This is a genomic window from Enterobacter cloacae complex sp. AR_0002 (assembly GCF_001922365.1).
GTDB lineage: Bacteria > Pseudomonadota > Gammaproteobacteria > Enterobacterales > Enterobacteriaceae > Enterobacter > Enterobacter hormaechei_C.
Window position 1 is genome coordinate 2,787,135 of sequence record NZ_CP018814.1, and the last position, 22,850, is coordinate 2,809,984.

Here is a 22,850-nt window from a genome sequence, read left to right on the forward strand (position 1 = left end):
GCTTGATTTACAACGTAATCCGCTTTGCGGTTAATTGAAATGGAAAAAGTATGAAGAACTGGAAAACGCTGCTACTCGGTGTCGCTATGGTTGCGAATACCAGCTTCGCGGCCCCACAGGTTGTCGATAAAGTCGCGGCTGTGGTTAACAACGGCGTCGTGCTTGAAAGTGACGTTGACGGTTTGATGAAATCTGTAAAGCTCAACTCGGGCCAGGCAGGTCAACAACTTCCGGATGACGCTACGCTGCGCCACCAGATCCTGGAACGTCTGATCATGGATCAGATTGTCCTGCAAATGGGCCAGAAAATGGGTGTGAAGATCTCTGACGAGCAGCTCGATCAGGCGATCGCCAACATTGCAAAGCAGAACAACATTACCCCGAACCAGATGCGTAGCCGCCTCGCCTATGACGGCATCAGCTACGCCACCTACCGCAATCAGATCCGTAAAGAGATGCTGATTTCAGAAGTGCGTAATAATGAAGTCCGTCGCCGCGTCACCATCCTGCCGCAGGAAGTGGATGCCCTGGCAAAACAGGTGGGGAATCAGAATGATGCCAGCACAGAGCTTAACCTGAGCCACATCCTGATCCCACTGCCGGAAAACCCAACCTCCGATCAGGCGGCAGAGGCGGAAAGCCAGGCGCGCGCTATCGTTGAGCAGGCGCGTAATGGCGATGACTTCGGCAAGCTGGCGATCACCTATTCCGCTGACCAGCAGGCGCTGAAAGGCGGCCAGATGGGCTGGGGGCGTATTCAGGAGCTGCCATCCCTGTTTGCCCAGGCGCTGAGCACCGCGAAGAAAGGCGATATCGTCGGTCCAATCCGTTCCGGTGTGGGCTTCCACATTCTGAAAGTGAACGACCTGCGCGGCCAGAGCCAGAACATTTCGGTTACTGAAGTGCATGCGCGTCATATCCTGCTTAAGCCGTCTCCGATCATGACTGACGATCAGGCCCGTGCGAAGCTGGAACAGATCGCCGCAGACATCAAGAGCGGTAAAACCACCTTCGATAAAGCAGCAAAAGAGTTCTCTCAGGATCCTGGCTCTGCAAACCAGGGCGGTGACCTGGGTTGGGCGGCCGCTGATATTTACGATCCGGCTTTCCGCGATGCGTTAATGAAGCTGAATAAAGGCCAGATGAGCGCGCCGGTACACTCTTCCTTCGGCTGGCATCTGATCCAGCTGATGGACACGCGCAACGTGGATAAAACCGACGCGGCGCAGAAAGACCGCGCGTATCGCATGCTGTTTAACCGTAAGTTCTCTGAAGAAGCCGCAACCTGGATGCAGGAACAACGCGCCAGCGCTTACGTGAAAGTGTTGAGCAACTGATGAAACCGCATCGTGTTGTGATCACCCCCGGCGAACCCGCCGGGATTGGGCCTGACCTGGTGGTTCAGCTCGCCCAGCGCAGCTGGCCGGTAGAGTTGGTTGTCTGTGCAGATGCAACACTGTTACAAGACCGGGCAGCTTTGCTCGGTCTGCCTTTAACGCTCCTCCCTTACGTTGAAGGCCAACAGCCCGCACCGCAGCAGTCTGGTACTCTCACCCTGCTTTCTGTTCCGCTCCGTGCGCCTGTTGTCCCCGGCGAGTTACACACCGAAAACGGCCACTACGTTGTCGAGACGCTGGCGCGCGCCTGTGACGGTTGCCTTCAGGGCGAATTTGCCGCCCTGATCACCGGTCCGGTGCATAAAGGCGTGATCAATGACGCGGGCATTCCGTTTACCGGGCATACGGAATTTTTCGAAGAGCGTTCGCACAGCCCGAAAGTGGTGATGATGCTGGCAACCGAAGCAATGCGCGTTGCGCTGGTAACAACGCACCTGCCGATCAAAGCCATTCCGGATGCCATTACGCCTGAACTCCTGCGTGAGATCATTGGCATTTTGCATCACGATCTGCAAACCAAATTCGGCATTCCGCAGCCGCATGTGCTGGTTTGCGGCCTGAATCCGCACGCGGGTGAAGGCGGACATATGGGCACCGAAGAGATAGACACCATCATTCCAGTGCTTGAGGAGATGCGGGCGAAGGGGATGAACCTCAGCGGGCCTCTGCCTGCCGACACCCTTTTCCAGCCCAAATACCTGGATAATGCCGACGCCGTACTCGCGATGTACCACGATCAGGGTCTGCCCGTGCTAAAATACCAGGGCTTTGGCCGCGGGGTGAATATCACCCTCGGTTTACCCTTTATTCGAACGTCCGTTGACCACGGTACTGCGCTGGATCTGGCAGGCCAGGGAAAAGCGGATGTCGGCAGTTTTATTACGGCGCTTAATCTCGCCATCAAAATGATTGTTAATACTCAATGACTAATCGAGTCCATCAGGGCCACTTAGCCCGTAAACGCTTCGGGCAAAACTTCCTCAACGATCAGTTTGTGATCGACAGTATCGTTTCTGCCATTAATCCGCAGAAAGGTCAGGCCATGGTCGAAATCGGCCCGGGACTTGCCGCGCTGACCGAGCCGGTAGGCGAACGCCTCGACGAACTGACCGTTATCGAACTCGACCGCGATCTGGCCGCGCGTCTGCAAACGCACCCGTTCCTCGGGCCGAAGCTGACGATTTATCAGCAGGATGCGATGACCATGAACTTTGGCGAACTGTCAGAAAAAATGGGACAGCCGCTGCGCGTGTTCGGTAACCTGCCGTACAACATCTCCACCCCGCTGATGTTCCATCTGTTTAGCTATACTGATGCCATTGCCGACATGCACTTCATGTTGCAAAAAGAGGTCGTTAACCGTCTGGTTGCAGGGCCGAACAGTAAAGCGTATGGTCGTTTAAGCGTGATGGCGCAATATTACTGCAACGTGATCCCGGTATTAGAAGTACCGCCTTCCGCATTCACGCCACCGCCAAAGGTAGATTCTGCGGTTGTGCGCCTGGTGCCGCACAAAACGATGCCGTACCCGGTCAAAGACCTGCGCGTGCTGAGCCGTATCACGACAGAAGCCTTTAACCAGCGCCGTAAAACGATTCGTAACAGCCTTGGCAATCTGTTTACCGTTGACGTATTAGCTGAGTTGGGCATCGACCCGGCAATGCGTGCGGAAAATATTTCCGTAGAGCAGTACTGCAAGCTGGCTAATTACATCAGCGACAATGCGCCGCCGAAGGAGAGCTAAGCCATGATTGATTCGCCCCGCGTCTGTGTTCAGGTTCAAAGCGTCTACATTGAGTCCCAATCCACACCGGATGAAGAACGTTTTGTCTTTGCTTATACCGTAACCATTCGCAATCTGGGGCGGATGCCTGTGCAACTGCTCGGGCGCTACTGGCTTATCACCAACGGCAATGGCCGTGAAATTGAAGTCCAGGGCGAAGGTGTGGTGGGTGAACAACCCCATATCGCCCCTGGCGAAGAGTATCAGTACACCAGCGGCGCGGTAATTGAAACTCCGCTGGGTACCATGCAGGGCCATTACGAAATGGTCGATGCCGACGGTAATGCTTTCCGCATTGCTATTCCCGTATTCCGTCTCGCCGTACCTACACTTATTCATTAATCTAATGTCTACATATCTGATTGGCGACGTTCACGGTTGCTACGATGAACTGATCGCATTATTAAAACAGGTCGACTTCACCCCCGGGCAGGATACGCTCTGGCTGACGGGCGACTTAGTGGCGCGCGGTCCCGGTTCCCTGGACGTCCTCCGCTATGTCAAATCGCTGGGCGACAGCGTGCGCATGGTGCTGGGCAACCACGATCTGCATCTGCTGGCCGTATACGCCGGGATCAGCCGTAATAAGCCGAAAGATCGCATTACCCCCCTGCTGGAAGCGCCGGATGCCGATGAGTTGCTCAACTGGCTGCGTCGCCAGCCGCTGCTACAGATTGACGAAGAAAAAAAACTGGTGATGGCGCATGCCGGCATCACGCCTCAGTGGGATCTTGAGACGGCAAAAACCTGCGCGCGCGACACCGAAGCGGTGCTGGCGAGCGACTCCTACCCGTTCTTCCTCGATGCGATGTACGGCGACATGCCAAATAACTGGAGTGATGATCTCAGCGGCCTGGCGCGACTGCGTTTTATCACCAATGCCTTTACGCGCATGCGCTACTGCTTCCCGAACGGACAGCTGGATATGTATTGCAAAGATACGCCGGAAAATGCGCCTGCGCCGCTTAAGCCGTGGTTTGCCATTCCGGGCCCCGTGACAAACGAATATAGCGTGGTATTTGGGCACTGGGCATCGCTGGAAGGAAAAGGCACCCCGGAAAATATCTACGCGCTGGACACCGGATGCTGCTGGGGCGGGGATTTAACCTGCTTACGCTGGGAAGATAAGACCTACTTTGTGCAGCCATCCAACCGACAGCTGGACTTAGGCGAAGGTGAGGCGGTCGCCTCCTGAAGATGTTTATCCTCTCCCTTCGAGGAGAGGATAAAACCGTTAACGACGTTCCAGAATTTCGAAGCAGTAGCTGTGCGAGTTTTGCTCATCCGCATCGTGAAACTCACTGAATACAGACTCCCACTCGTCCGGATCGTAATCCGGGAAATGGGTATCCCCTTCCACTTCCGCATCAATGTGCGTCAGATACAGTTTCTGCGCTTTTGGCAGGAACTGCTCATACACACGCCCGCCGCCGATCACCATGATCTCTTCGGCATCGCCGCAGGCGGCAATGGCTTCATCAACGGACTTAACCCACTGCACGCGATCGTCAGTGCCCGGCTGGCTACTGATCACAATATTCTTACGACCCGGCAATGGACGACCAATCGACTCCCAGGTCAGGCGGCCCATCACTACCGGCTTGTTTAACGTAGTACGTTTAAACCATGCGAGATCGGCAGGCAGGTTCCACGGCATGGCGTTTTCCATGCCGATAACGCGGTCTACCGCCAGCGCTGCAATCAGACTGATCATTGAAAATTTCCCGGATGCAAAAAATTGCCGCCACTATACGGAAAGCTTAATCTTTCGTCGACTGGCGGCAGGGTAAAGAATTAGAAATTTTTTAATATTGCTGGCAACTCCACTTCACGCAGAGGGTTTACTCTCCGGTTCATCCTCAGGATCACCGGTATGCTTGCCCTCTTCCGTTCCTTGCCAGCCGTGGCGCTGAACCAGCGACAGGTGATTACGATCCTCGTTGATGATCTCCGTCAGCATGGTGCTGGTGCGTTTAAACACCGCAGCGCGTTCGGTTGCCGTACTGCTCGCCATCGCCACCATCTCTTCCACCATCTCATGGTTAAAACGGCGGAATAAATCGGCACGCTCACGCGCTTCATACGCGCCAAGTCCCAGGCTTTCAAGCGCCATGCGGCCAGATTTGAGCGCCCCTTCGAAGGTTTCACGTTCAGGGGCTGCCACACCCGCCTGACGGAGCTGGATGTAATGATCCACATCGCGCGCACGAGAGATAATGGTCAGATGCGGAAAATGCTCTTTGACCAGCTCAACCATCTGCATACTGGTCTCTGGATCGTCGATGGCGTTAATCAGCACCTCGGCCTTCGCCGCGCCGGCGGATTCCAGCAGATCAACCCGGGTCGCATCACCGTAAAATACTTTCATATCGAATTTACGCAGCGTATCCACATGGTCAGGATCGTGATCGAGGATAACCATTTTGACTCCGCTGGAGAGCAGTAAACGGCCGGTAATCTGCCCGAAGCGGCCAAATCCGGCGATGATCACCCGCGGCTGCTCCTCGTCGATCTCATCGGCTTCTCGTTCCTGTTCGCTTCCCGTTTTTTCCAGACGCGTCAGCAACACCAGCAGGATCGGCGTTGCGGCCATCGACAGCGCAACCGCCAGCGTCAGCGCTTTTGCCCATTCCGGATCGAGTACATTTGCCATCTGCGCTGCGCCAAAGACCACGAAAGCAAACTCACTCCCCTGCCCCAGCAGCACGGCAAACCAGCGGCGCTGCGGTTTTGGCACGTTTAACGGGCGGGCGATCAGCCACAGCATCGCCATTTTAATGACCAGGAAACCTACCAGCAGAATGATGATGCGCAGCGGATGGGTCACCAGCGTCCCGAAGTCGATAGACATCCCGACGCCGATGAAAAACAGCCCCAGCAGCAATCCTTTAAACGGCTCGATATCGCTTTCCAGCGCGTGACGGTATTCGGAGCTAGCCAGTAAGACCCCCGCGAGGAAGGCGCCCATTGCCATCGACAGCCCGGCCTCTTCAAGCAGCAATCCAAAACCAAACACCAGGAATAACGCAACGGCGCTGAAGACTTCGCGCAGGCCAGAGCGAGCAACAAAGCGCAGCAGCGGACGCGTTACGTAGCGACCAAGCAGAACAACCAGCGCCAGCGCACCAACAACCTTCAGCGCTGATAAGGCAAATGCCCCCAGCGTCGTTGATGCGCCGCTGGTTGCCAGCAGCGGGATCATCGCCACCAGCGGGATGGCGGCAATATCCTGGAACAACAGTACGGAGAAGGTGCTGCGCCCCATTTGCGACACCGTCAGGTTACGCTCGTTCATAGCCTGCATGGCAATAGCCGTCGAGGAGAGCGCCAGCGTCATGCCGATCAACTCCGCAACTTTCCACTCCATCCCGAGCAGAATGCAGAACCCGCCCAACAGCAGACCGCAGGCCAGCATTTGCAGAGCACCTCCGCCAAACACCGAGGCGCGCAGTTTCCACAGCCGCTGCGGATCCAACTCCAGGCCAATCACGAACAGCATAAGCACCACGCCGATCTCCGCAAAATGCAGGATCGACTCGGCATCCGTCACCAGCCGAAAACCCCAGGGGCCAATTACACACCCGGCAATCAGATAGCCGAGCACCGAGCCCAGCCCCAGACGAACCGCCACGGGCACAATTAATGCCGCCGCGCCAAGATAAATCAGCGCCTGTATCAGCGTATGGCTATCCATTGTGCGTCTCCTGCCACTCAAGTAAGCGTTGTTTGTAGTGACGAGCCTGCGCCTGCAAGGTTTCATCGTCGCAGACAAAGGTACAGTGCATCGCAAAAGGCGGAAGCCAGTTCAGACCGCAGTAAAGGGCAGTAGCCTGGAGCGGCTGCGCCAGCACGTCAAATCCGGGGAAGGCGCCAATCTCAAAATGGCTTTCCCCCCCGCCGGTGGTAACAGCCCACATCAGGCTTTTGCCATGAAGCGCGTTGCCGTTGTGTCCGTATGCCCAACCGTGGGAGAAAACTTTGTCGATCCACAATTTCAGCAGCGGAGGGGTGCTGTACCACTGCATCGGATGCTGCCAGACGATCAAATCGGCACGAGAGAGCGCCTCCTGTTCGGCGGCGACATCGATATTAAAATCAGGATAGAGTTGATAGAGGGAACGTATCTCTACGTTTTCGAGCGTCCTTGTCTGCTCAAGCATCCGCTTATTCGCATGCGAATGCTGCGGATAGGGGTGCGCATAAATTATCAGAACCATGAATATGCCTGTCTTCTGCTTTTCTTGTAGCAATGAGTGTAGACAGTTCCCCCCCCAACTGAAAGAGGCTAACGACCGCTTCAAAGTAAATCGCAAGGATTGGCAACCTTTGTCGCCATACAAACGCGACTGACGCGAAAGAAGGAGCACCACGCTAGCGACGAATTAACCCTGCAAAATGATTATGCAGACTCATATTTTTAACGAATATTTTTAGATTATCTTAAGTCATATTTTAATAAATCAACCTGTACATAACTCATTGAAAAAATAATAATTTTATGCTTTTTTGTTTTGAGCTCAACCTTAAAGATAGTCAATATACGTTTTACACACGTTATCTGATGTTCCTTCTCACTCAAATGGATGTGTACATGAGCAAAAAATTCTTCAAATTAAATAATACAACCAAAACTCTAGGGAAGATATTTCCTGCTTTGTTGATATGCACCCCCGCGGTTGCATTTTCTGCAATCATTGATCAATCAACCTCTGTCCCTCAAGATTTTTCAGCCGATGCTGAATATGTTATTAATAAAGACGTGACGATATCCTCCGCGGGTAGTGAAGCGGCGGTGTCTGTCACTGGGTTTACTACCACTACTACCACTAATTATGGCAATATTTCTGGCACGGGAAATGGCCTGGATATTAATACTGGTGAACAGCGCATTTTAATTAATAACGACATCGGTGCAACCATTTCCTCCACCACCGCGAATGCTGTTAATATTCAGTCAATGCTCGGTGATTTTAATAACAGTGGAAATATTATCGGTGCGGAAAATGGCATGTTTGTCGGCGAAAACTCTTCCGCAGTAAACATTATCAATACCAGCACCGGAATGATAAAAGGAAAAACGGGTCTAAGTACTCGGTATGGTATTGGCATTAATAACAGTGGCGCAATTATCGGTACAAATGGTGATGCTATTACGGCAACTAATGGCAACACCAAGCTTACTAACAATGCCCTTGTGCAGGGAACCGAGAACGGTATCAATGTAAAAGATACTGCAAAATTGGATATCAAGAATAGCGGAACGATTAGTGGTAATACAGCCGCTATAATGTTTGCCAGCAATAAAAATAACACGCTGGTGCTTGATACGGGTTCCGTCCTTGTCGGTGACGTTATTTCCACCAATTCCACGGGAAACACCCTCACTCTGATCGGCACCGGTACAGAAGACAGCAATTTTGTGGGTCTGAATGAAGGGGACGGTTTTGCCAGCGTCACAATGAACGGCGAAAACTGGGCGCTGTCGGGCGATATTGACATTATTGGCTCTGGCGACTCCTTGATGATAGACAAGGGCGCGTTAACCCTGGCGGGCGAAGTATCCAACACCGGTAATACGCGGGTGGCCAAAGACGCCTCGCTGCAACTGGGCGATGGCGAAAAAACTGCGACGCTCAGCGGTGGGATCACCAACAACGGTACCGTCATTTTCAATCAGGGTAGCGATTTCACTTTCGCCACCGACATGACCGGTAGCGGTAACGTCGAAAAAGTAGACTCCAACACCCTGACCCTGACGGGCAAAAATAGCTACACAGGGGATACGGTTCTGCACGGCGGCACCACGCTGGTCTCCACCGGCGCAACGCTCGGCGTCAAGGACAGTAACGCCACTGTTACCGTTGAAAATGGCGCGACCTTTGCCACCGCAGGCGAAGTGAACAACAACATCGCGGTTCTTAGCGGCGGTACGCTGGCGGCATGGAATGCCGTCCAGGGTAACTCCACGCTCAGCGCTTCCGGCGTCGATACCATCAACGGCAACGTGACTAATGGTGGTACGCTGTTACTCAGTGCGGCTGATAATAGCGTTGGCAATAATTTTACGATTAATGGCGACTACACCGGCTCTGACGGTAGCCAGATTGTGATGAACAGCACCCTGGGTGAAGATAATTCACCAACTGACCACCTCACTATTACGGGCAGCAGCTTCGGTCAGTCCGGCGTCAGCATTACCAACATTGGCGGCGCAGGCGCGCAAACCATTAACGGTATGGAAATTGTCAGCATCGGCGGCAGTTCCGAAGCCCAACTGACGCTGGCAAAACCGGTCGTCGCAGGCGCCTGGGAATATAACCTCTACCAGCACAGTGACGGCAACTGGTATCTGGAATCAAAGGCGACGCCTTCTGATGATCCTTCTGACGACACCGATGACGGTGGAAATACCGATGATGGCGGCAACACCGATAACGGCGGCAACACCGATAACGGCGGTAACACCGATAACGGCGGTAACACCGACAACGGCGGCAACACCGATAACGGCGGTAACACTGACAACGGCGGCAACACCGACAACGGCGGTAACACCGACAACGGCGGTAACACTGACAACGGCGGCAACACCGACAACGGCGGTAGCACTGACAACGGCGGTAACAATGCGCCGGAAGTCATGGCGCCTGAAGTGGGTGCTTACTTAGGCAACTACCTTGCCGCACAGGGCATGTTCCTGCATAAACGTGACGATCGCGACCAGATCACCTTCCGCAATGAAGACGACCTGAACACCTGGATGTACGTTAAGGGTCGCTATCACGAGAACGATGCGGGTGGCGATAAAGTCAGCTATGACACCACCACGACCGTACTGCAAGTCGGCAGCGATTTCATGAGCAAGCCAATGGATAACGGTATCCTGCGTGCTGGCGGGATGTTCGGTGCAGGCCAGGCGAAGACCCACTCTGATGCGAAGCACAACGTGCGTGACGCTCAGGGTAAGGTTGATGGTTTCAATGTTGGGCTTTACGCCACCTGGCAGGAAGATCAGAAATTACGTCTGGGCAGCTACGTTGATACCTGGGCCGCATACAGCTGGTATAACAACAAAGTCACCAGCAACCGCAACGACGAAGACTACGATAGCGAAGGTTTCGCCGCGTCTGTTGAAGTCGGCCACGCGTGGGTTATCCAGTCTGAAAATGAACGTACCTGGAAGATCGAGCCGCAGGCGCAGGTGATCTACAGCTATCTCGATCAGGAAAATCATACCGATCGCGACGGCGTACGCGTCACTACCCTGGACAACGACAGCGTCTTTGGTCGTCTCGGCGTTAAAGCAAGCTACTTCCAGCAGAAGGACGTCAAGGCCTGGCAGCCGTACGTCGCGGTTAACTGGTTGAAAGGTGCTGGTCAAAACGATCTGGCATTCAACGACGAGACCGTCAGCAACGATACGCCGGAAGATCGTGGTCAGTTAGAGCTGGGCGTAACCGGCAACCTGAACGAAACCACGACAATCTCCCTGCGAGCCAGCGGCGAATGGGGTGAAAACAGCTATGCCGCATACGGCGGTCATATTTTGTTAAACCATCGGTGGTAATCGATCATTCTGAAGCAAAAAAGCAGTGGCATGTGCCACTGCTTTTTTTTAGTTATCCAGCTCACCCATTGATTTAACCTGGTCACGGTTAATCTGTTCAGTTTGACCGGTTTCGGCGTTTTTGTACGATACGAGACCGGTATCGTCATCCACCTGCGGTTTCCCGTCAGTAACAATCGTTTTGCCATCGGTGGTTTTTACGGCCTGATTGGACGAACAGCCCGCCACGGTGAACATTGCGGTGGCAGCCAGAACGGAAGCGATCAGTAGTTTATTTTGCATGGTGTTTTCCCCTGCTCTCAGTTGAATTTTCGTTATCGACCTAACTATTTTAGGCTAACTGACTGAAAGCGGATGAAAAACCAGAAGGTTCTTAAGATGGGAAAATTGCCCGGTAACCGAACGGTACCGGGCAATGGGGGTTACTTGCTAATCTGCGCGTGCATTTCCTGCACCGAAATCACCTTCTCGGTGGCATCCGCATTCAGCGCCATCGCTGTTGCGAAACCGCCGTTCAGGGTGGTGTCGTAGTGCACTTTGTATTGCAGCGCGCTGCGGCGAATCAGCTTGGAGTCTTCAATCGCCTGGCGTCCTGCGGTGGTGTTGATGATGTAGGTATATTCGCCATTCTTGATACGATCCTGAATGTGCGGACGACCTTCATGCACTTTGTTCACCAGACGCGGGTTGATACCCGCTTCACCCAACACAATCGCCGTACCGTGAGTGGCGTCCAGCTCGAAGCCCTGTTTCAGCAGCTTGGCGGCCAGGTCAACCACGCGCTCTTTATCGCCTTCGCGAACGGAGAGCAGCGCACGGCCAGATTTTCTCATGGTGGAGCTACTGCCCAGCTGCGCTTTCGCAAACGCTTCTGCGAAGGTGCGGCCCACGCCCATTACTTCCCCGGTAGAGCGCATCTCTGGCCCTAACAGCGGGTCAACGCCCGGGAATTTGTTGAACGGCAGCACCACCTCTTTCACCGAGTAGTACGGCGGGATGATTTCTTTCGTGACGCCCTGCTGAGCCAGCGTCTGGCCAGCCATCACGCGCGCCGCCACTTTCGCCAGCGGAATACCGGTCGCTTTAGAGACAAACGGTACGGTACGCGCCGCACGCGGGTTGACTTCAATCAGATAGACTTCGTTGTCTTTTACCGCGAACTGAACGTTCATCAGGCCGCGAACCTGAAGCTCGAAGGCCAGCTTCTGCACCTGCTGGCGCATCACGTCCTGAATCTCCTGGCTCAGGGTATACGCTGGCAGAGAACAGGCGGAGTCACCCGAGTGCACGCCCGCCTGCTCGATGTGCTCCATGATGCCGCCAATCAGCACCATTTCGCCGTCGCAGATGGCATCCACGTCGACTTCAACCGCGTCGTCGAGGAAGCGGTCGAGCAGCACTGGCGCATCGTTGGAAACGCTCACCGCCGTCTGGAAGTAGCGACGCAGGTCCGCTTCGTCGTAGACGATTTCCATCGCGCGGCCGCCCAGTACGTAGGATGGACGCACCACCAGCGGGTAGCCGATCTCTTTCGCTTTCTCAACGGCCATTTCAATCGCGGTCACGGTGGCGTTCGCCGGCTGTTTCAGCTTGAGACGGTCAACCGCCTGCTGGAAACGCTCGCGGTCTTCCGCACGGTCAATCGCATCCGGGCTGGTGCCGATAACCGGTACACCTGCTGCTTCCAGCGCGCGCGCCAGCTTCAGCGGAGTCTGGCCGCCGTACTGCACGATCACGCCTTTTGGCTTCTCGATGCGCACGATTTCCAGCACGTCTTCCAGGGTAACCGGCTCGAAGTAGAGGCGGTCGGAGGTATCGTAGTCGGTCGAGACGGTTTCCGGGTTACAGTTGACCATGATGGTCTCGTAACCGTCTTCGCGCAGCGCCAGAGAGGCGTGTACGCAGCAGTAGTCAAACTCGATGCCCTGGCCGATACGGTTTGGGCCGCCGCCCAGCACCATAATCTTGTCGCGGTCGACGGACGGGTTCGCTTCGCACTCGTCTTCATAGGTGGAGTACATGTACGCGGTATCGGTCGAGAACTCTGCCGCACAGGTGTCCACGCGCTTGTAAACCGGATGCAGGTCATACTGGTCGCGCAGCTTGCGGATCTCCGCTTCGCGCACGCCCGCCAGTTTAGCCAGACGCGCATCGGCGAAGCCTTTACGCTTCAGCATACGCAGGAAGTCAGCGTCCAGGCCGTTGATGCCCAGCTCCGCCACTTTCTCTTCCAGACGCACCAGCTCTTCAATCTGCACCAGGAACCAGCGGTCAATGTTAGTCAGGTTAAATACACCGTCGACGGACAGGCCCGCGCGGAAGGCATCGGCGATGTACCAGATACGCTCTGCGCCCGCGTCTTTCAGCTCACGGCGGATTTTGGTCAGCGCTTCCGGGTCGTCCAGGCTGACTTTCGGGTCAAAGCCGGTCGCGCCCACTTCCAGGCCACGCAGCGCTTTTTGCAGGGATTCCTGCTGCGTGCGGCCAATCGCCATGACTTCACCAACAGATTTCATCTGGGTGGTCAGACGGTCGTTGGCGCCGGCGAATTTCTCGAAGTTAAAGCGAGGAATTTTAGTCACAACGTAGTCGATGGACGGTTCGAAGGACGCAGGGGTGCGGCCACCGGTGATGTCGTTCATCAGCTCGTCAAGGGTGTAACCCACCGCCAGTTTCGCCGCCACCTTCGCAATCGGGAAGCCGGTGGCTTTGGAGGCCAGCGCGGAGGAACGGGACACGCGCGGGTTCATTTCGATAACAATCAGACGGCCGGTTTTCGGGTTCACCGAGAACTGCACGTTAGAGCCGCCGGTTTCCACGCCGATTTCACGCAGTACCGCCATCGAGGCGTTACGCATGATTTGGTACTCTTTGTCGGTCAGCGTCTGAGCTGGCGCAACGGTGATAGAGTCGCCGGTGTGGATCCCCATCGCGTCAAAGTTTTCGATGGAGCAGACGATGATGCAGTTGTCGTTTTTATCACGCACCACTTCCATCTCGTACTCTTTCCAGCCAATCAGCGATTCATCAATCAGCAGCTCTTTGGTTGGGGAGAGATCCAGGCCGCGCTCACAAATCTCTTCAAACTCTTCGCGGTTGTAGGCAATGCCGCCGCCGGTGCCGCCCATGGTGAACGATGGACGGATGATGCACGGATAGCCCACTTCAGCCGCAACGGCCAGCGCTTCTTCCATATTGTGCGCGATACCGGAACGCGCGGTATCAAGGCCAATTTTTTTCATTGCCACGTCGAAGCGGCGACGGTCTTCTGCTTTATCAATCGCGTCGGCGGTCGCACCGATCATGGTCACGCCGAACTCTTCCAGCACGCCCTGACGCTCCAGCTCCAGCGCACAGTTCAGCGCCGTCTGGCCGCCCATGGTCGGCAGCACCGCGTCCGGACGCTCTTTCTCGATAATTTTGCGTACCACTTCCCAGTGAATTGGCTCGATGTAGGTCGCATCCGCCATTTCCGGGTCGGTCATGATGGTGGCCGGGTTAGAGTTCACCAGAATGACGCGGTAACCCTCTTCACGCAGGGCTTTACACGCCTGCGCGCCAGAGTAGTCAAATTCACAGGCCTGGCCGATGACAATCGGGCCAGCGCCAAGGATCAGGATGCTTTTTATGTCTGTACGTTTTGGCATGGTCTTCTCAGCTCCTGATTATTTAGCGATCTTACGGTATTGCTCAATAAGTTCGATGAAGTGATCGAACAGCGGTGCGGCATCGTGTGGGCCCGGGCTGGCTTCAGGGTGGCCCTGGAAGCTGAACGCAGGCTTATCGGTACGATGGATACCCTGCAAGGTACCATCGAACAGTGATTTGTGCGTCACGCGCAGGTTAGCCGGCATCGTCGCTTCATCCACAGCGAAGCCGTGGTTCTGCGCGGTGATCATCACCGTGTTGTTGTCGATATCTTTCACCGGGTGGTTACCACCGTGGTGGCCGAACTTCATCTTGACGGTGTTCGCTCCGCTCGCCAGTGCCAGCAGCTGATGGCCGAGACAGATGCCGAATACCGGGATATCGGTTTCAAGGAAGGACTTGATGGCGTCGATAGCGTAGTCGCACGGCGCCGGGTCGCCAGGACCGTTAGAGAGGAAGATGCCGTCCGGGTTCATCTTCAGAACATCTTCCGCAGACGTTTGTGCCGGGACGACCGTCAGGCGGCAGCCACGGTCAACCAGCATACGCAGGATGTTGCGCTTGGCGCCAAAATCGTAGGCCACCACGTGGAACGGCAGCTCGCTTTCCGGTTTCGCTTCCGGCAGGTCGCCTTCCAGCGTCCAGCTACCCTGCGTCCAGCTGTAGGCTTCCGCCGTGGTCACTTCTTTCGCCAGGTCCATACCGTTCAGACCCGGGAAGGCTTTCGCTTTTTCCAGCGCCAGCGTCGCATCGAGGTTATCCCCTGCGATGATACAACCGTTTTGTGCGCCCTTCTCGCGCAGCAGACGCGTCAGCTTACGGGTATCGATATCGGCAATCGCCACAATGTTATGGCGCTTCAGGTAAGAAGAGAGGTCTTCGGTGTTGCGGAAGTTGCTGGCAATCAGCGGCAGGTCGCGAATGACCAGGCCTTGCGCATGTACCTGAGAGGATTCTTCGTCAGCCGCATTGGTGCCGACATTGCCGATATGAGGATAAGTAAGAGTAACGATTTGGCGAGAATAGGAAGGATCAGTGAGGATTTCTTGATAACCGGTCATTGAAGTATTGAAAACGACTTCCCCAACCGCCGAACCCGTTGCCCCTATGGCCCGACCGATAAACTGGGTTCCGTCTTCCAGAACCAATAGCGCTGACTTAATCAAAACACCCTCCAGAGAATATTCACTCACTTTATTTGCATATTAATTCATAACCATGTCATGGATCAATGCAAATGTGTTGCCAGCGGATTTTTGGCAAACGGCGGCATTCTGGGGATTTGCCATGTAAAAGTCAACTTAAAACGGGAGTTTTGTTTATTCTTTTGCAAGTCTGGCATCTGGAATGGGATTTAATGGGCAAAAAGATCAGGTAAATCATTCCGGAAAACGCTTGCGCGACAGGTTTGTTAGAATTTTAAGGAGGTGGATGACAAAAAGTGGACCAGATGGTCAAAATTTACATATATTTCACAGAAAAATGGCATATCAATAAGATTTATACCGCCTAAGCGTTATTTTTAATCTAAAACGGATAAAATAAGAGGGCAATAAATTATTGCCCCATGCAATCAAGTAATTACGACTGCAATAACCACATCACGATGGGTAATATCGCTTACAAATTATTGAGATCAAGCACATCTCGCATATCAAAAAGACCCTTTTCCTTCGCGTTAAGCCACAAAGCGGCGCGAACTGCACCATTCGCAAACGTCATGCGGCTTGACGCTTTGTGGGTAATCTCAACACGTTCGCCAATATCGGCGAACATCGCCGTATGTTCACCGACGATATCGCCTGCACGAACGGTTGCGAAACCAATTGTCCCGGGCACGCGTTCGCCGGTATGTCCTTCACGGGTATAGACCGCGCACTCTTTTAAATCTTTATCAAGTGCATGAGCAATCGCTTCGCCCATCGCCAGCGCCGTGCCTGATGGAGCATCAACTTTATAGCGGTGGTGAGCTTCAACAATCTCAATGTCGGTATAATTTCCCATCACCTTCGCTGCCTTTTCCAGCAGTTTCAGCATGACGTTAACGCCGACGCTAAAGTTCGCAGCGAAGACAATCGCAATGTCGGTGGCTGCGTCCTGAATGGCCTGTTTACCGGCATCATCGAAACCAGTGGTACCAATCACCATCCCTTTACCGTGCTGACGGCAAAACGCCAGATGAGCCAGCGTGCCTTCCGGACGGGTAAAGTCGATGAACACATCAAAGTCTTCTTTCACTGCCTCAAGGCTGCTCTGTACGGTTACGCCTGTCTTGCCCGCGCCCGCCAGTTCGCCTGCATCGGCTCCCAGCAGGGATGAACCCTCACGCTCCAGCGCCGCGCCGAGTGCCACGCCATCCATCTGTAGTGCCGCCTGAATCAGCTGGCGACCCATACGTCCACCCGCGCCCGCAATAGCAACGCGGATCTGTGCATCATGCATAGTTATTCTCTTACGTTAAAATGATGTAAACCGTTTTCAGATTAACCAGCCTTGGCAAAGCCTGCCAACTGAAAACACCGATAATTAGAATTTAACGTGAAACCGACTTAAATATCAGTAAAAGACATGATTTTGTCGTCACGATAAAGTTTGGGGCAAAAAAAAGGCCAGCACAGGAGGTGCTGGCCTTTCATCAGATAAAGAACTATTCCACTTCTCGCGCGTCAATACGCAACTCTTTCGGCACTTCAAAAACAATGTTCTCTTCGCGGCCTTCCAGCGGCACCGCTTCGCCACCGCCCAGCTCTTGCAGGCGGGCAATGACGTTCTGCACCAGAATATCCGGCGCTGAAGCGCCTGCGGTAACACCGACGCAGACCGCGTTTTTCACCCACGCTTCCTGAATGTCCGTTGCGTCGTCGATTAAAAACGCCGCTTTCCCCATACGCTGCGCCAGTTCGGCCAGACGGTTAGAGTTAGAGGAGTTTTTCGAGCCGACCACTAGCACCACGTCCGCCTGTTCAGCCAGCGCGCGCACGGCTTCCTGACGGTTGGTGGTTGCGTAGCAGATATCATCTTTGCGCGGCCCGACGATTTTCGGGAAGCGCTGGCGCAGGGCGTCAATCACGTCTGAGGTGTCGTCCACGGAAAGCGTCGTCTGGGTCATAAACGACAGTCGGGCTTCGTTTTTCACATTCAGCGTAAAGACGTCTTCCGGTGACTCAACCAGATACATGCCCCCTTCCGGGTTGCTGTACTGGCCCATGGTGCCTTCCACTTCCGGGTGACCGGCGTGACCAATCAGAATTGACTCTTCACCGCGACGGCTGGCGCGCGCCACTTCCATATGCACTTTGGTCACCAGCGGACAGGTGGCATCGAAAACGGTCAGATCGCGGTTTTTCGCCTCGTTGCGTACCGCCTGCGAGACGCCGTGCGCGGAGAAGATGAGAATTGCGCCGTCCGGCACTTCGCTGATCTGCTCGATAAAAATCGCACCGCGCTCGCGCAGGCTGTCGACCACGTAGCGGTTGTGCACCACTTCGTGACGCACGTAAATCGGCGCGCCGTAAATCTCCAGCGCGTTTTCAACAATGCTGATAGCGCGGTCTACACCGGCGCAAAAACCGCGCGGGTTAGCCAACAGGATCTGCATTTCAGGCCTCCAGTGCCGGATCGATCTCCAGCACTTCTACATCAAAATGGACAGTGCGCCCGGCAAGCGGATGGTTGAAGTCAACGGTAATCGAGTCGCCGTTGATTTCGCGGATCACGCCAGGCATTTCGCTGCCGTCCATAGCGGTAAAGAGCATAATTGCCCCGATCTCCGGTTCACCCGCGTCCATAAACTCACGACGGGAGAAGTACTGGATCAGATCCGGGCTTGGCACGCCAAACGCGGCATCCGGCTCCAGCGAAAAGGCTTTTTTCTCACCCTCTTTCAGACCGAGAAGCTGCTGCTCAAGACCTTCAGACAGGGAGGTATCGCCAAGACGAAACAGGGCTGGTTTGCCGTTGTTGCGGGTGGATTCGGCCGTAGAGCCGTCATCCAGCTTCAGCGTAAAGTGAACGAGAACCGCGCTGTTGCTCTGTACGGATTTAGACATGCAAATTGCTCGCTTGTTTTGGGTCACCTGTTGCCCGGTGGCGCTACGCTTACCGGGCCTACGGGGGCCACAAATTCTGTAGGCCGGGATCGCTACGCGTCACCCGGCTGGTTTTGTTACGCCTGCTCTTTCGCTGCCGGTTTAGGCAAGAAGCCTTCCAGCACGATTAACGCCGCACCAACGCATATTGCGCTATCGGCGAGGTTAAAGGTCGCGAAGTGCCAGTCGCCGACGTAGAAGTCGATCATATCGACCACAAAGCCGTGCCACAGGCGGTCAAACAGGTTACCCAGCGCGCCGCCAATGATCAGCGCGTAGGCGATGTTATTCAGCTTTTGCGTGGCCTTCGAGCGGTACATCAGCACCGCCAGCACGACGCAGATACCGATAGCGATACCCGCGAAGAACCAGCGCTGCCAGCCACCGCTGTCGGCAAGGAAACTAAACGCCGCACCGTAGTTGCGGGCGTAGTGCAGGTTAAGCGACGGAAACAGCGGGACCGTATCCCCCAGAGCGAAATTCTGGAGGATCAGGAACTTGCTGCCCAAATCAATAATCAGCACCACCACCACCAGCCACAGCCAGCGCAGTCCTGTTGAACAGAGAGTTTTACTCATCAGGCAAACTTACGTTTTTCGCCGTCACCGGCGACGTTGCTTACACAGCGTCCGCAGATGTCTGCGTGTTCCGCCACCTGACCGACATCAGTGGTGTAATGCCAGCAACGCGGGCATTTTTCACCGTCGGCTTTGCTCAGCGCGACCTTCAGTCCTTTGAGCAGTTCGCTCTGCTGAGCATCAGCAGACGCCTCGGCATAATCCGCAACTTTCGCACCAGAGGTCAACAGGACAAATCGTAATTCATCGCCCAGCGCGGTCAGCTTCGCGGCCAGCTCAGGCTCTGCGTACACGGTCACCGTCGCTTCCAGAGAGCCACCGACTTTCTTGTCAGCGCGCGCCTGCTCGATAACCTTGTTCACTTCGCCACGCACTTTCAGCAGCTCGTCCCAATAGGCATCGTTCATCGCTTCGGTGCTGGAGAGATCGAACAGACCTTCATACCACTCGCCGGTGAAGACATACTTCTCACGGTCGCCCGGCAGGTAACCCCAGATTTCATCCGCGGTGAAGGACATGATCGGCGCCATCCAGCGCACCAGCGCTTCTGCGATGTGGTACAGCGCAGACTGACAGCTGCGGCGCGCCACGCTGTCCGCTTTCGCGGTGTACTGACGGTCTTTAATGATGTCGAGGTAGAACGAGCCCATCTCGATGGAGCAGAAGCGCATCAGGCGCTGCACCACTTCGTGGAAATCGTAAGACTCATACGCTTTCAGGATATCTTCCTGCGCCGCTTTCGCGCAGCCTACCGCCCAGCGATCGAGCACGACCATCTCTTCCGGCTTCACCATATCTTTTACCGGATCGAACCCGTTCAGGTTCGCCAGCAGGAAGCGCGCGGTGTTACGGATACGACGATAGCTGTCGGCAGCACGCTTCAGGATCTCGTCAGACACCGCCATTTCGCCGGTGTAGTCGGTAGAGGCTACCCACAGACGCAGGATGTCCGCGCCCAGCTTGTTCATTACGTCCTGCGGCGAAACGGTGTTACCGATGGACTTGGACATCTTACGGCCCTGACCATCCACGGTGAAGCCGTGAGTCAGTACCTGACGGTAAGGTGCTTTGCCCTTCATGGCGGTGGAGATCATCAGGGATGACATGAACCAGCCGCGGTGTTGGTCGGAGCCTTCGAGATACATGTCGGCAGCGTGACCGGCGAACTCAGGGCGCACGTCAACCACAGAGGCATGGGTTGAACCGGAGTCGAACCACACGTCCAGGGTATCCGGCACTTTCTCGTAGTTGTCCGCGTCCGCGCCCAGGATGTCGCGGGCGTCGAGATCCCACCACGCCTGAATGCCGTCAACTTCAACGCGTTTCGCCACTTCTTCCATCAGTTCCAGGGTGTTCGGATGCAGTTCCTGCGTCTCTTTGTGCACGAACAGCGACATCGGCACGCCCCAGGTGCGCTGACGGGAGATACACCAGTCAGGACGGTTAGCCACCATGGATTCGATACGCGCCTGGCCCCAGTCCGGGATCCACTGCACGCCTTTGATCTCTTTCAGAGACTGCTCGCGCAGGCCCTTCTGATCCATGCTGACGAACCACTGCGGGGTCGCACGGAAGATGATTGGCGTCTTGTGACGCCAGCAGCACGGATAGCTGTGCTGCATTTTTTCAACGTGCAGCAGCGCGCCGCTGGTGCGCAGCATGTCGACAATAATGTCGTTCGCTTTGAAGACGTTGATGCCGTCCAGCGCCGGGTAGGTGCCAGGCAGGTAAGAGCCGTCCGGCCCAACCGGGTTGGCGATTTCCAGACCGTACTTCAGGCTGATGTTGTAGTCGTCAGGGCCGTGGCCACCGGCGGTATGTACCGCACCGGTACCCGCGTCCAGCGTTACGTGGTCGCCCAGAATCGCCGGAACGTCGAAGTCCAGGAACGGGTGTTTGAAGCGCATCAGTTCCAGCGCGTCGCCTTTTACGGTGCCCAGCACGGTGTAATCGGTGATGTTCGCGCGTTTCAGTACGCTTTCGACCAGGTCTTTCGCCAGGATAACCGCACGGCCATCAATCTGCACCAGCGCATACTCAAACTCGCCAGAGAGGGAGATCGCGCGGTTAGCAGGCAGCGTCCACGGGGTGGTTGTCCAGATAACCAGCGAGACTGGACCGCTTACCCCAGGCAGACCAAATTTAGCTTTGATCGCATCCTGATCGACCGCTTCGAACGCCACGTCGATAGAAGGCGAGGTTTTGTCGTAATACTCTACTTCCGCTTCGGCCAGCGCAGAACGGCAGTCCACGCACCAGTGCACCGGCTTCGCGCCTTTGTGCAGGTGGCCGTTACCGATGATTTTGCCCAGCGCACGGATGATGTTGGCTTCGGTTTTGAAATCCATGGTCAGGTACGGATGCGACCAGTCGCCCAGCACGCCCAGACGGATAAAGTCAGCGCGCTGACCGTCAACCTGGGTGGCTGCGTATTCGCGGCACTTCGCGCGGAATTCTGCGGCGGTGAACTTCTCACCCGGCTTACCGTACTCTTGCTCTACTTTCAGCTCGATTGGCAGACCATGGCAGTCCCAGCCCGGAACGTAAGGCGAGTCATATCCCGCGAGTCCTTTGGACTTCACGATAATGTCTTTCAGAATCTTGTTTACAGAGTGACCAATATGAATGCTGCCATTCGCATATGGAGGGCCATCATGCAGAATGAAGGTTTTTTTGCCTTTTTTGGCTGCACGAATGATGCCGTACAGGTCATCATCGGTCCAACGCGCCAGCATTCCCGGTTCACGCTTGGCGAGATCGCCGCGCATCGGGAACCCTGTTTCCGGCAAATTCAGGGTTGATTTATAGTCACTCATCAGATTCTCGGTTCCGTATTTATCACGTAGGCAGTTAAGCCGGTTCTAAAGCCCAAAAAACTCGCGGGCCGTTAATTCATCTCGCGCGATTTGCGCCTTAAGTTCATCCAGCGAAGCGAATCGCTGTTCATTGCGTATTTTTTTACGCAGTATCACATCTATATGGCGACCATACAGGTCCATTACAACGTCCAGCAGGTGTACTTCTAACTGTTGACGCACACCGGCAACCGTTGGACGTGTGCCAATGTTGGCGACGCCGTAGAAAGGCTTCTCGCCCAGTCCTGCCACTTCCACCGCATAGACCCCTTTAACCGGGGAGACCTGACGACGCAGCGGTATATTCGCCGTCGGGAAACCTATCGTGCGGCCCAGCGCATCGCCATGGACCACGCGACCTGAAATCGTGAACGGGTGACCCAGCAGCGTTTCTGCCGTGTCCAGTTCATCGTTCGCCAGCGCCTGACGTACCGCCGTGCTGCTGACGCGCACGCCGCCCTCGCAGAAGGTCATTGTACTGGTGACGTCAAACCCGTACTCCAGGCCAGCCTTCTGTAATAACAAGAAATCGCCCTGACGACCAGCGCCAAAGCGGAAATCATCGCCCACGGCGAGAAACTGCACGCCAAGCTGCCTGACCAACAGGTCGCTGACAAAATTTTGTGCGGTCAGCGCGGCAAAACGACGGTCGAACCGTACACACAGGACGTAGTCCACCCCTGACTCCGCCAGGTAGCGTAACTTCTCACGCAGACGCGTCAGCCGCGCGGGGGATTTCTCGCCTGCAAACAGCTCCAGCGGCTGAGGCTCGAAAATCATCACCACGACGGGCAGGCCTCGCGCCTCGCCTTCTTTACGCAATCCCTGCAACAGCGCCTGATGCCCACGATGCACGCCGTCGAAATTACCAATGGTCAGCACGCACCCGTGCGGGGCTTGACTGAGATTATGTATGCCGCGTATCAGCTTCATG

Annotated in this window: 18 protein-coding genes; 6 read left to right on the plus strand and 12 right to left on the minus strand. The window is 55.2% G+C overall.

Annotated elements, in window-relative coordinates; all coding sequences use genetic code 11:
* Positions 1 to 50 precede the first annotated feature (50 nt).
* The 5 genes from surA to apaH are packed head-to-tail and all read left to right on the plus strand — an operon-like array spanning position 51 to position 4,375.
* Positions 51 to 1,337 (plus strand): peptidylprolyl isomerase SurA, encoded by a 1,287-nt coding sequence (gene surA, locus AM329_RS13695; RefSeq protein WP_032608479.1) that lies wholly within the window; start codon positions 51 to 53, stop codon positions 1,335 to 1,337.
* Positions 1,337 to 2,323, plus strand: coding sequence for a 4-hydroxythreonine-4-phosphate dehydrogenase PdxA (gene pdxA, locus AM329_RS13700; protein ID WP_003856419.1), 987 nt, complete (start codon positions 1,337 to 1,339; stop codon positions 2,321 to 2,323). Before surA ends, pdxA begins: the two co-directional genes overlap by 1 nt.
* Positions 2,320 to 3,141, plus strand: a complete 822-nt coding sequence (gene rsmA / locus AM329_RS13705) for a 16S rRNA (adenine(1518)-N(6)/adenine(1519)-N(6))-dimethyltransferase RsmA (RefSeq protein ID WP_003856423.1) — start codon at positions 2,320 to 2,322, stop codon at positions 3,139 to 3,141. The genes pdxA and rsmA overlap by 4 nt, the downstream gene beginning before the upstream one ends.
* A gap of 3 nt (positions 3,142 to 3,144) precedes the next feature.
* Positions 3,145 to 3,522: a Co2+/Mg2+ efflux protein ApaG gene (gene apaG, locus AM329_RS13710; protein ID WP_003856425.1), complete on the plus strand. Its 378-nt coding sequence runs from the start codon at positions 3,145 to 3,147 to the stop codon at positions 3,520 to 3,522.
* Between the two features lie 4 nt (positions 3,523 to 3,526).
* Entirely contained in the window at positions 3,527 to 4,375 is an 849-nt protein-coding gene (apaH, locus tag AM329_RS13715) for a bis(5'-nucleosyl)-tetraphosphatase (symmetrical) ApaH (protein ID WP_023324139.1), read from the plus strand.
* Between the two features lie 39 nt (positions 4,376 to 4,414).
* Here the strand turns inward: apaH and folA are convergent, their stop codons facing one another.
* From folA to kefF, 3 genes are all read right to left on the minus strand, one after another.
* Positions 4,415 to 4,894 carry a type 3 dihydrofolate reductase gene (gene folA / locus AM329_RS13720; RefSeq protein WP_032608478.1) on the minus strand — a complete coding sequence of 160 codons (480 nt, stop codon included), beginning with the start codon at positions 4,892 to 4,894 and terminating at the stop codon, positions 4,415 to 4,417.
* 114 nt (positions 4,895 to 5,008) lie between these two features.
* Complete coding sequence (gene kefC / locus AM329_RS13730; protein WP_003856433.1) at positions 5,009 to 6,874, minus strand: glutathione-regulated potassium-efflux system protein KefC; 1,866 nt, start codon at positions 6,872 to 6,874, stop codon at positions 5,009 to 5,011.
* Positions 6,867 to 7,397, minus strand: a complete 531-nt coding sequence (gene kefF / locus AM329_RS13735; RefSeq protein WP_032608477.1) for a glutathione-regulated potassium-efflux system oxidoreductase KefF — start codon at positions 7,395 to 7,397, stop codon at positions 6,867 to 6,869. Before kefF ends, kefC begins: the two co-directional genes overlap by 8 nt.
* Before the next feature lie 374 nt (positions 7,398 to 7,771).
* Here kefF and AM329_RS13740 point away from each other — a divergent pair, with 374 nt between their 5' ends.
* Positions 7,772 to 10,747 (plus strand): autotransporter outer membrane beta-barrel domain-containing protein, encoded by a 2,976-nt coding sequence (locus AM329_RS13740; RefSeq protein WP_077870391.1) that lies wholly within the window; start codon positions 7,772 to 7,774, stop codon positions 10,745 to 10,747.
* 48 nt (positions 10,748 to 10,795) lie between these two features.
* Here the strand turns inward: AM329_RS13740 and AM329_RS13745 are convergent, their stop codons facing one another.
* From AM329_RS13745 to ribF, 9 genes are all read right to left on the minus strand, one after another.
* Positions 10,796 to 11,029 (minus strand): YgdI/YgdR family lipoprotein, encoded by a 234-nt coding sequence (locus AM329_RS13745; RefSeq protein ID WP_003856439.1) that lies wholly within the window; start codon positions 11,027 to 11,029, stop codon positions 10,796 to 10,798.
* Between the two features lie 140 nt (positions 11,030 to 11,169).
* Entirely contained in the window at positions 11,170 to 14,394 is a 3,225-nt protein-coding gene (gene carB / locus AM329_RS13750; protein WP_023315370.1) for a carbamoyl-phosphate synthase large subunit, read from the minus strand.
* An 18-nt stretch (positions 14,395 to 14,412) separates the two neighbouring features.
* On the minus strand, positions 14,413 to 15,561 hold the full coding sequence (carA, locus tag AM329_RS13755; protein ID WP_032608475.1) for a glutamine-hydrolyzing carbamoyl-phosphate synthase small subunit: 1,149 nt from the start codon (positions 15,559 to 15,561) through the stop codon (positions 14,413 to 14,415).
* A 454-nt stretch (positions 15,562 to 16,015) separates the two neighbouring features.
* The gene (dapB, locus tag AM329_RS13760) at positions 16,016 to 16,837 is read right to left on the minus strand and encodes a 4-hydroxy-tetrahydrodipicolinate reductase (RefSeq protein WP_032608474.1); all 822 of its coding nucleotides are present in this window, start codon (positions 16,835 to 16,837) and stop codon (positions 16,016 to 16,018) included.
* 205 nt (positions 16,838 to 17,042) lie between these two features.
* The gene (gene ispH / locus AM329_RS13765; RefSeq protein WP_003856448.1) at positions 17,043 to 17,993 is read right to left on the minus strand and encodes a 4-hydroxy-3-methylbut-2-enyl diphosphate reductase; all 951 of its coding nucleotides are present in this window, start codon (positions 17,991 to 17,993) and stop codon (positions 17,043 to 17,045) included.
* 1 nt (position 17,994) lies between these two features.
* Positions 17,995 to 18,444, minus strand: coding sequence for an FKBP-type peptidyl-prolyl cis-trans isomerase (gene fkpB / locus AM329_RS13770; RefSeq protein ID WP_003856450.1), 450 nt, complete (start codon positions 18,442 to 18,444; stop codon positions 17,995 to 17,997).
* Positions 18,445 to 18,560: 116 nt separating this feature from the next.
* Positions 18,561 to 19,061 carry a signal peptidase II gene (gene lspA / locus AM329_RS13775; protein ID WP_003856452.1) on the minus strand — a complete coding sequence of 167 codons (501 nt, stop codon included), beginning with the start codon at positions 19,059 to 19,061 and terminating at the stop codon, positions 18,561 to 18,563.
* Positions 19,061 to 21,877, minus strand: coding sequence for an isoleucine--tRNA ligase (gene ileS, locus AM329_RS13780; RefSeq protein ID WP_032608473.1), 2,817 nt, complete (start codon positions 21,875 to 21,877; stop codon positions 19,061 to 19,063). Before ileS ends, lspA begins: the two co-directional genes overlap by 1 nt.
* A 45-nt stretch (positions 21,878 to 21,922) precedes the next feature.
* Positions 21,923 to 22,849: a bifunctional riboflavin kinase/FAD synthetase gene (ribF, locus tag AM329_RS13785; RefSeq protein ID WP_003856456.1), complete on the minus strand. Its 927-nt coding sequence runs from the start codon at positions 22,847 to 22,849 to the stop codon at positions 21,923 to 21,925.
* Between the last annotated feature and the right edge of the window lies 1 nt (position 22,850).